Annotated in this window: 3 protein-coding genes; all 3 read left to right on the forward strand. The window is 63.6% G+C overall.

Annotation, left to right across the window (positions count from 1 at the left end; translation table 11 throughout):
• Positions 1–117: 117 nt before the first annotated feature.
• From mpl to HU811_RS26640, 3 genes are read left to right on the forward strand one after another with little or no spacing between them, the layout of a single operon-like run.
• Entirely contained in the window at positions 118–1,467 is a 1,350-nt protein-coding gene (mpl, locus tag HU811_RS26630) for a UDP-N-acetylmuramate:L-alanyl-gamma-D-glutamyl-meso-diaminopimelate ligase (RefSeq protein WP_092459455.1), read from the forward strand.
• Entirely contained in the window at positions 1,464–2,111 is a 648-nt protein-coding gene (gene ubiX / locus HU811_RS26635) for a flavin prenyltransferase UbiX (protein ID WP_092394636.1), read from the forward strand. Before mpl ends, ubiX begins: the two co-directional genes overlap by 4 nt.
• Positions 2,104–2,388 (forward strand): YceK/YidQ family lipoprotein, encoded by a 285-nt coding sequence (locus HU811_RS26640; protein ID WP_092394633.1) that lies wholly within the window; start codon positions 2,104–2,106, stop codon positions 2,386–2,388. The genes ubiX and HU811_RS26640 overlap by 8 nt, the downstream gene beginning before the upstream one ends.
• The last annotated feature ends 30 nt before the right edge of the window (positions 2,389–2,418 follow it).

Consider the following 2,418-nt stretch of genomic DNA (forward strand, 5'->3'; position numbering starts at 1 on the left):
CACTATCGCGGGCAAGCCTTGCTCCCACAGACGCCCGTCTGTGCACCGGGGCTTAAACACAAGGTGCGATTTCCCCCTCCCTAGGCTAACCTGCGGCCATGTTTTACGAGGTCGACTATGCACATCCATATTCTCGGTATTTGCGGCACTTTCATGGGTTCGATGGCCGTATTGGCCAAGGAGCTGGGCCATCACGTGACCGGTTCCGACGCCAACGTCTACCCGCCGATGAGCACGCAGCTGGAGGCCCAGGGCATTGAATTGACCCAAGGCTACGACCCGGCGCAACTGGACCCGGCGCCGGACCTGGTGGTCATCGGCAACGCCATGTCCCGTGGCAATCCGGCGGTTGAATACGTGCTCAACAAAGGCCTGCCGTACGTCTCTGGCCCGCAATGGCTGGCCGATCATGTGTTGCAGGGCCGTTGGGTCCTGGCCGTGGCCGGCACCCATGGCAAGACCACCACCAGCAGCATGCTCGCCTGGGTGCTGGAGCACGCGGGCATGAGCCCGGGCTTCTTGATCGGCGGCGTGCCGCAGAACTTCTCGGTGTCGGCACGCCTGGGCGGCACACCGTTTTTCGTGATCGAGGCCGACGAATACGACAGCGCGTTCTTCGACAAACGTTCGAAGTTTGTCCACTACCGTCCACGTACCGCGATCCTCAACAACCTTGAATTCGATCACGCCGACATCTTCCCCGATCTGCCGGCCATCGAGCGGCAATTCCACCATCTGGTGCGCACCATTCCGAGTGAAGGCCTGGTGATCCATCCGACCACCGAGCCTGCCTTGCAGCGGGTGATCGAGATGGGCTGCTGGACCCCGGTGCAAACCACCGGCGCCGGCGGGCAGTGGCAAGTGAAGTTGCTCAAGGACGACGGCTCGCAGTTCGAAGTCCTGTTCGAAGGCGTGGCCCAAGGTGTGGTCGATTGGGACATGACCGGCCAGCACAACGTCGCCAACGCGCTGGCGACTCTCGCGGCGGCCCGTCATGTCGGCGTGGTGCCGTCCATGGGCATCGCCGCGTTGAGTGCGTTCAAAAGCGTGAAGCGGCGGATGGAGAAGGTCGCTGAAGTGCGCGGCATCACTATCTACGACGACTTCGCCCACCACCCGACGGCCATCGCCACCACCCTCGACGGTTTGCGCAAACGCATCGGTGATGCGCCGCTGATCGCGATCATCGAGCCGCGTTCCAACTCCATGAAGCTCGGCGCCCACCGCGACGGCCTGCCGGAAAGCGTGGTGGATGCCGATCAGGTGATCTGGTACGCGCCGGCCAATCTGGGCTGGGACTTGGGCGCCACCGCCGCGCTGTGCACGGTGCCGTCGATTGTCAGCGATTCCCTGGAAGGCATCATTGAGCGCGTGAAGAGCCAGGCCCAGCCCGGTACTCATGTGGTGATCATGAGCAACGGCGGCTTCGGCGGCCTGCACGGCAAACTGGCTGAGGCACTGCAATGAACACGCGCCTGGAGAGCAATGGCCCCGAACGCATCACGCTGGCGATGACCGGCGCTTCCGGCGCCCAGTACGGCTTGCGCCTGCTCGATTGCCTGGTGCGGGAGGACCGCGAGGTGCATTTCCTCATCTCCAAGGCGGCGCAATTGGTGATGGCCACCGAGACCGATGTCACCCTGCCGGCCAAGACCCAGATGATGCAGGCCTTCCTCACCGAATACACCGGTGCGGCGGCGGGGCAGATTCGTGTGTATGGCAAGGAAGACTGGATGTCGCCGGTGGCCTCGGGCTCCGGAGCGCCTGCGGCGATGGTAGTCGTGCCGTGCTCCACCGGCACGCTCTCGGCGATTGCCACCGGGGCCTGCAACAATCTGATCGAACGCGCCGCCGACGTGACGCTCAAGGAGCGCCGCCAGTTGATCCTGGTGCCGCGTGAGACGCCGTATTCGAGCATTCATCTGGAGCACATGCTCAAGCTGTCGAACATGGGCGTGACGATTCTGCCGGCCTCACCGGGTTTCTATCACCAGCCGCAAACCATCGATGACCTGATCGATTTTGTGGTCGCGCGGATTCTCAATCTGCTGAACATCCCCCAGGACATGTTGCCGCGCTGGGGCGAGCACCATTTGAGCCTTGATGAATAAGCTGCTGATGGTATTGCTGGCGCTGCAACTGACCGGCTGCGCCACCGCCCGCACCCTGGACGCCGCCAAACCCGGCGCGCCGGTGGTGTATGCCGGGACGCGCCTGGACCTCTATGCGCTCAATGGCGGCTGCTGCGCCATGGACCGCTTCGGCGCCGAGGCCCCGAGCTACCCAGGCCTGGACCTGCCCGGCAGTGCGTTGCTCGACACCCTGTTGCTGCCGTTGTCATTGCTGACGGCGTTGGGCGTGGGGTTTCAGGCTACGGGTGGGTTGTAGTCAAAAGATCGCAGGCTTCGCCAGCTCCTA

Source organism: Pseudomonas tehranensis (assembly GCF_014268615.1).
GTDB classification, from domain to species: domain Bacteria; phylum Pseudomonadota; class Gammaproteobacteria; order Pseudomonadales; family Pseudomonadaceae; genus Aquipseudomonas; species Aquipseudomonas tehranensis.

Coding starts and splice junctions, on each gene's coding strand:
- mpl (WP_092459455.1), top strand. CDS start 118: ATGCACATCCATATTCTCGGTATTTGCGGCACTTTCATGGGTTCGATG.
- ubiX (WP_092394636.1), top strand. CDS start 1,464: ATGAACACGCGCCTGGAGAGCAATGGCCCCGAACGCATCACGCTGGCG.
- HU811_RS26640 (WP_092394633.1), top strand. CDS start 2,104: ATGAATAAGCTGCTGATGGTATTGCTGGCGCTGCAACTGACCGGCTGC.